Source organism: Streptomyces hainanensis (genome assembly GCF_004348415.1).
Classification (GTDB): Bacteria; Actinomycetota; Actinomycetes; order Streptomycetales; family Streptomycetaceae; genus Streptomyces; species Streptomyces hainanensis.
On record NZ_SMKI01000539.1, the window covers coordinates 1 to 4,747 of the forward strand.

Sequence of the window (4,747 nt, forward strand, 5' to 3'; positions counted from 1 at the left end):
GCGATGTCCTGCGGGCCGTCGTCCGGGGCGGGCGGGTCGAGGTCGGCGTCGGCGTCGGGGTCGGAAGAGACCCGCGGTGGGCCCTCGCCGTCCCAGGTGGCGGTGCCGTGCTCGCCGCTGAGGCGCCAGCCGCCGTTCCAGGAGGTCTCCAGTCCGGGGCCGCACCAGCTGCCGGTGTAGACGTAGCGGACGCCGCCGGTCATCTCGAAGACGGCGGTGGCGGCCGCGTCGCCCGCGTACCAGCTCCAGGACGGGTTGAACTCCTCGCAGCGGACGGAGACCGGCTCGGCGTCCAGCACGTAGCGGGCGGCGTCGAAGGGGTGGATCGCCATGTCGAGGAGCAGCGGGTGCGCCATGGTGTCGCGGAAGCCGCCGAAGCGCGGGGCGCGGAAGAACTCCGTGGTGAGGACGCCGAGTCGGCCGAGCCGGCGGGCCCGGTCCCGGAAGGCGCGCAGCTGCCGGTGGTGGCTGCGGGACTGGCTGACCATGAACAGCTGGCCGGCGTGCTCGGCGGCCGCCGCCAGCCGCAGCGCCTCGGCCACGGAGGCCGCGGCCGGCTTCTCGCCGAGCACCGGCAGGCCGAGGGCCAGGGCCTGGAGGGTGACCGGCAGGTGCGCGGCCGGGCTGGTCACGTCGATGACGGCCCGCGCGCCCGACGCGGCGGCGACCGCCGCCAGGTCGGTGCCGGCGAGGGCGCCGGGCGCGGTGTCGGCCGCGGCGCGCGCCGCGTCGGCGTCCAGGTCGACGACGCCGGCGAGCACCACGTCGGGCGAGGCGGCGACGGCGCCGAGCCAGGCCCGGCCCATCGCGCCGGCGCCCACGACGACCACCGGCAGCGGGCCGGCGTCCGACACGGTCCGGAAGGTGACGGAGCTCATGACCGGGACGCCCCGCCCTCGAACCAGCCGGTCTCGCTGCGGATCAGCTGCGACTCGCGGCGTACGTCGGCCTGCGCGGCCCAGTTCACGCCGTTGGCGATGACCCGGCGCACGTCCGGGTGGTGGTAGACCGGGTAGTCCTGGTCGCCCGGGCTGAAGTAGAAGATCCGGCCGCGGCCCCGGCGGAAGGTGCAGCCGCTGCGGAAGACCTCGCCGCCGGAGAAGGAGCTCACGAAGACCAGCTCGTCAGGGGCCGGGATGTCGAAGAACTCCCCGTACATCTCCTGCTCGTCGATCACGATCGGGTGCGGCACGCCCTCCGCGATCGGGTGCGAGGGGTCGACGGTCCACACCAGCTCGCGGTCCTGGCCGTTCCGCCAGCGCAGGGTGCAGGTGGTGCCCATCAGCCGGGTGAAGATCTTCGACCAGTGGCCGGAGTGCAGCACGATCAGGCCCATGCCGGCCAGCACGTGCCGCCGCACCCGGTCCACGACCTCGTCCGACACCTCGCCGTGGGCTATGTGGCCCCACCAGGTCAGCACGTCGGTGTCGGCCAACACCGCGTCGGTCAGGCCGTGTTCCGGCTCGTCCAGGGTGGCGGTGCGGACCCGGGCGCGGTCGCCTAGGTGTTCCACGACGCCCTCGGCGATCGTCGTGTGCATGCCCTCGGGGTACAGCCGGGCGACCTTCTCGTCCCGCTGCTCGTGGCGGCCCTCGCTCCAGACGGTGACCCGCAGGGGGGAGACGGGCGATGACATGGCCTCACTCCGGTCCTGCCCGGCGCCCGAAATATTTTTCGCTAAACCGGGCCTCGATTTCGCAACATTCCGGCTCGACGCTAGGTGCCGCTCAGGGGCCTGTCAAGACGCTGGCGCAGCGGCTGTGGGCGCGCGTGGCGGCGGCGCGAGGCCCTATGGTGTGTTTCGAAAACTATCGAACCGACAGGAGGCGGACTCATGACCGACGGCCGGACGCCGCGCCTCACCCTGGCGCAGATCGCCGAGACGGCCGGGGTCTCGGTCTCCACCGTCTCCAAGGTCCTCAACGGCCGGGACGACGTCTCCCGGGACACCCGCGCCCGGGTCGACGCCGTGCTCCGCGGGCACCACTACGTGCGGCGCGGCGCCCCCGAGCCGGCGGCGGTCGGCGTCCGCACCGTCGACCTCGTCCTGGGCGGGATCGACGGCTCCTGGCCGGCGAGCGTCGCCAGCGGCATGGAGGCGGCGGCCCACGAGGCCGGGCTGCACGTGGTGATCTCCGTCGCCAGGACGCCCACCGGCGAGGGCCGGCACGCCCAGGACTGGGTGGATCGGGCGCTGGAGCGCGGCAGTTCCGGGGTGGTGGTCGGCCTCGCCGAGCCGTCCGACGACCAACTGGCCAGGCTGGCGCGGGCGCGGATCCCGTGCGTCGTCATCGACCCGCTCAGCGATCCGCCGCCCGGCGTGTGGTCGGTCGGCACCACCAACTGGTCGGGCGCCTACGAGGCGACCAGCCACCTGCTCGACCTGGGCCACCGGCGGATCGGCCTGGTCACCGGGCCACCCGGGCACCTCTTCGCCAGGGCACGCATCGCCGGCTACCGCTCCGCGCTGTCGGCGACCGACGTCGACGCCCCGCCCGAACTGCTGCGACACGGCACCTACGACCGGGACAGCGGCCGCGAACAGGTGCGGGCGCTGCTCGCGCTGCCCGAGCCGCCGACCGCGCTGTTCGTCTGCTCCGACCACATGGCCATCGGCGGCTACGCGGCCCTCGCCGAGGCCGGTCTGCGGGTTCCCGACGACGTCAGCGTCGTCGGCTTCGACGACCTGCCGGAGGCCCGCTGGGTCACGCCGCCGCTGACGACCGTGCGGCAACCCCTCAAGGAGATGGGCGGCAACGCCCTCCGGGTCCTCGCCCGCCTGATCGCCGGCGAGGACGTGGAGAGCCCCCGCGTCGAACTGGCCACCACCCTGGTGCCGCGCGGCAGCACGGCGCCCCGCGGCTGACGGCCGGTCGCGCCGCCCGGTTCAACGGCCGGTTGCGGCGGCGCGTTGGGCGGCGAGCCGGACGGGCGCGTTGGGCGCCCCGTAGCCCTCGTAGCCGGGGTCGCGCTGGACGAGCTCGAAGAAGACCCGGCCGACCGTCTCCGTGTAGCAGTGCCGGAACGCGCCGCGCTCGTCGCGGTCGTAGAGGATGCCGAGTTCGCGGAAGCTCGCCAGCTCCGCCGGCGGGATGTCGTGCCTGGCGGCCAGGTCGTCGTGGTAGTTGGCGGGGATGCGGAGCAGCCGGCCGCCGGCGGCCCGGAAGCGGCGGGCCGCGGCCACGACGTCGGCGGTGGCGAACGCGATGTGCTGGACCGGGGCGGCGCCGCCGGGGGCCGGCCCGACGGTGAGCACGACGCGCACGGAGCCGTCGTCGTTGGTGACGACCCGGCTGCGCAGCAGGCCGTAGGTGTCGGCGACGTCGACGCTCTCCCCCGGCCTGAGCCCGAGGACGGCGTGGTGGAAGAGGGCGGCCTCGTCGAAGTGGTGCCAGGGCTGGGTGAGCGCCAGGTGGTCGATGCGTTCGACGGGGCCCGGGTCCCGCTCCCCGGGGGTGGGGGAGAAGTCGGCGGTCCAGCTGGGGAGTTCGGCGCGGTCGGTGGCGCAGAAGAACAGCTCGGTGCCGTCCGGCGCCGCCACCGCTTCGAGCGGGGTGTCCGCCGGGGCGCGGCGGCGTGGCAGGACCGGGGCGAGCAGCGCCTCGGCGCGGCGGGCGGCGGCGGCCGGGTCGGGCGACTCCAGGCCGATGGCCGCCAGGGTGAGGTCCCCGCCCCGGCCGCCGGTTCCGGTGTTGAGCAGGACGCGGGCCGCCCCCTGTTCCCACAGGGTCACCGGCTTGCCGCGGTGCCTGGCGGTGCGGGCGAAGCCGAGGGCGCGCAGCAGCGCGGAGACCGGCTCCGCGTCGGGGGTGACCAACTCGGCGAAGGCCACTCCCGAGGGCACCGTGGGCGCCGGGAGCGCGTTCTCGCCGGCGGACTCCCCGGCCAACTCCCCGGCGGCCTCCAGCAGCGCGCGGAGCGAGCGTTGGGCGTCCACCGCGGTGGGGCCGGCCTCCGCCTGCCGGAAGACGTCGTTGAAGACCTCCAGCGAGAGCGGGCCGCGGTAGCCGGCGGCCAGCACGTGCCGGAGGAAGCCCGGCAGGTCGAAGTCGCCCTGGCCGGGGAAGCAGCGGTGGTGGCGGCTCCACTGGAGCACGTCCATGGCCGTCGAGGGGGCGTCGGCGAGTTGCAGGAAGAAGATCCGGTCGCCCGGGAGGTCGGCGATGCCGGCGGGGTCGGTGCCCCGGGCGAGGATGTGGAAGCTGTCGAGGCAGACGCCGAGCGCCGGATGGTCGGCGGCCGCCACGAGCCGCCAGGCGTGGTCGTAGGTGTCGACGTGTCGACCCCAGGCGAGCGCCTCGTAGGCGACCCGGACGCCGTGCTCCTCGGCCAGCTCGGCCAGCCGCCGCAACTGCCCGGCGGCCAGGGCGTCGTCGTCGACGGCGAGCGGCGAGACGCTGGAGCAGACCAGCACGGTGTCGACGCCGAGCCGCGCCATGAGCCGGAACTTGTGCGCGGCACGGCGCAGGTTCCGCGCGAACACGTCCTCCGGCACGGCCTCGATGTCGCGCATCGGCTGGTAGAGGTCGATGCCCAGGCCGAGGTCGGCGGCCAGGTCCCGGACCTCCTCCGGGCCGAGCGGGCTGGCCAGCAGGTCGTGCTCGAAGAGTTCCACGCCGTCGAAGCCGGCCCGGGCCGCGGCGGCGAGCTTCTCGGTGAGGGAACCGCTGAGGGAGACGGTGGCGATGCAGGTGCGGCGACGCACGGCGTGCTCCGTTCGCGACGAGGGGAGGCGGGGGGACGAGGG

At 75.1% G+C, this 4,747-nt stretch carries 4 protein-coding genes; 1 reads left to right on the plus strand and 3 read right to left on the minus strand.

The window, feature by feature from the left end; translation table 11 throughout:
* The coding region (locus E1283_RS31990; protein ID WP_132821668.1) for a Gfo/Idh/MocA family protein at positions 1-878 on the minus strand (878 nt) is incomplete at its 3' end.
* Positions 875-1,636: a ThuA domain-containing protein gene (locus tag E1283_RS31995; protein ID WP_132821669.1), complete on the minus strand. Its 762-nt coding sequence runs from the start codon at positions 1,634-1,636 to the stop codon at positions 875-877. The genes E1283_RS31995 and E1283_RS31990, both read right to left, overlap by 4 nt.
* A 198-nt stretch (positions 1,637-1,834) precedes the next feature.
* Between E1283_RS31995 and E1283_RS32000 the strand changes: the two genes are divergently transcribed.
* Positions 1,835-2,866, plus strand: a complete 1,032-nt coding sequence (locus E1283_RS32000) for a LacI family DNA-binding transcriptional regulator (protein WP_341829970.1) — start codon at positions 1,835-1,837, stop codon at positions 2,864-2,866.
* Between the two features lie 21 nt (positions 2,867-2,887).
* Here E1283_RS32000 and E1283_RS32005 read toward each other — a convergent pair whose 3' ends face one another.
* The gene (locus E1283_RS32005; protein ID WP_132821671.1) at positions 2,888-4,705 is read right to left on the minus strand and encodes a sugar phosphate isomerase/epimerase and 4-hydroxyphenylpyruvate domain-containing protein; all 1,818 of its coding nucleotides are present in this window, start codon (positions 4,703-4,705) and stop codon (positions 2,888-2,890) included.
* Between the last annotated feature and the right edge of the window lie 42 nt (positions 4,706-4,747).

Bases quoted from the DNA above. Each gene is read 5' to 3' on its own strand.
- E1283_RS31995 (WP_132821669.1), bottom strand. From the start codon at position 1,636: ATGTCATCGCCCGTCTCCCCCCTGCGGGTCACCGTCTGGAGCGAGGGC.
- E1283_RS32000 (WP_341829970.1), top strand. From the start codon at position 1,835: ATGACCGACGGCCGGACGCCGCGCCTCACCCTGGCGCAGATCGCCGAG.